This is a genomic window from Acidiphilium sp., assembly GCF_049977125.1.
In the GTDB taxonomy this organism is placed as follows: Bacteria; Pseudomonadota; Alphaproteobacteria; order Acetobacterales; family Acetobacteraceae; genus Acidiphilium.
The window spans coordinates 1,755-3,568 of the sequence record NZ_JBMFGY010000230.1 but is presented as its reverse complement, the minus strand read 5'-3'; the positions used below and the strand labels follow the sequence as shown (position 1 = coordinate 3,568).

Below are 1,814 nucleotides of genomic sequence, written 5' to 3'. Positions count from 1 at the left end.
AAATAGAGCATTTTTATCCGATCAGATGACTCCATCTGATCAGAAAATGCTCTAGTCGGGAAGGTCGATCTCTCCAGACGATCGACTGAGACGACAGGATTGATCAGGCGCGGGTGCTAGGCATCGAACTGGATGCCGCACCGGCACTATCGCCGCCGAGCGCACGTAAGGCATTCAGTATCACCGCGATATCGATGACTTCCTGCAACAGAGCGCCAAGCACCGGCGGCAGGTATCCCAACGCGGCGACCCCCATGGCGGTGAACGATAGTCCCATCCCGACCGCAATGGATTGCACTGCGATTTTGCGCGCACGGCGTGCAATTGTAATCGCTTCTGCGATCCGGTCGATCCGATCGACCATCAACACAACATCCGCCGCTTCCGCCGCCGCCGCAGCACCGCGTGCACCCATGGCGACGCCGATGTCAGCCGCCGCAAGCGCCGGCGCATCGTTGATGCCATCGCCAATCATCATCGTCATGCCGTATGCCCGCTCGGCGCGGACCCGCGCGATCTTATCGGCGGGGGACAATTCCGCGAACACCGCATCGAGCCCCAGATGATTGCCGATCCGCGCTGCAGGGTCCGCGCGGTCGCCGGTGAGCATCACCAGCCGCCTGAACCCGGCCGCGCGCAGGGCCTGCACGGTCGTCATTGCTTCGGAGCGCTCGGTATCGGTCAGCAGGATTACCCCGGCCACCCGACCATCGATGGCCACCCATGCCGCCGCGGCCGCCGCCTGCGCCTGCGCAACCGCCTTCCCCTCTTCCGGCGGGGTGATGCCATTGGCACGCAACAGGCCAGCACCGCCGATCATGACGCGCCGCTCCCCGATCCGACCGGCCAGACCGCTGCCGGGCATTTCCTCGACATCGGCGGGGATGGTCAGCGCCGATCCTGCGGCGCCGGCCGCGGTAATCGCCACCGCGACCGCGTGCTGCGACAACTGCTCGAGCGATGCCGCATCGTGCAACACCGCCGCGGCGGTGAAACCCTCCAGCACCTCAACTCCGGTCATCCGTGGCAATCCGGTCGTCAGCGTGCCGGTCTTGTCGAACAGAGCCACGTTTGCGCGGGACAAACGCTCGAGCGCGCCGCCGCCCTTGATGATCACACCGCGCCCGGCCGCCCGCGAAATGCCACAGATCAGCGCGACCGGCGTTGCCAGGATGAGCGGGCACGGCGTGGCCACAACAAGAATGGCGAGCGCGCGCATCGCCTCACCGGTCCAGAGCCAAATTGCGCTGCACGACGCCAGGGTCACCGCCAGAAACGCGAGCGCCCAGCGATCGGCCAGCCGCGCCATCGGCGGCCGCTCGCGCTCCGCAGATCGGACCAGCCGCACGATCGCCTCGAACGTGCTGTGCGCCGCCGTCGCCGTGCCGCGCAGCATAAACGGGCCTCCCGCATTCAATACGCCGCTGCGCACCGTTTGATCGACCGCTCGCGTCACCGGCAATGGCTCTCCGGTCAAGGCGGATTCGTCCAAAATCGCCGGACCTTGCACCACCACGCCATCGACCGGCACCACCTCGCCCGGCTTGACAATCAACTCATCGCCGATTGCCACCGCCGCGATCGCGATATCGACGATCATGCCATCGCGGGACCGATGCGCAATAACCGGTGTGCGCGAAACCAGCGCCGCCAACTCGCGGCGCGCCCGCGCCCCGGCATATTCCTCGAGCGCCGCACCGCTGGCGACCATCGCAGCGACAATCGCGCCCGCCAGATGCTGCCCCAGCGCGATCGAGGCCGCGATCGCCAGCAACGCGATCAGATCAACCCCGAACGTGCCCCGCCACAGCCCG

The 1,814-nt window shown here is 66.6% G+C and carries 1 protein-coding gene; it reads right to left on the bottom strand.

Translation table 11 applies throughout. The annotated features are described in order from the left end of the window. Positions 1–103: 103 nt before the first annotated feature. The coding region (locus ACP5E6_RS17225) for a heavy metal translocating P-type ATPase (RefSeq protein WP_427956262.1) at positions 104–1,814 on the bottom strand (1,711 nt) is incomplete at its 5' end.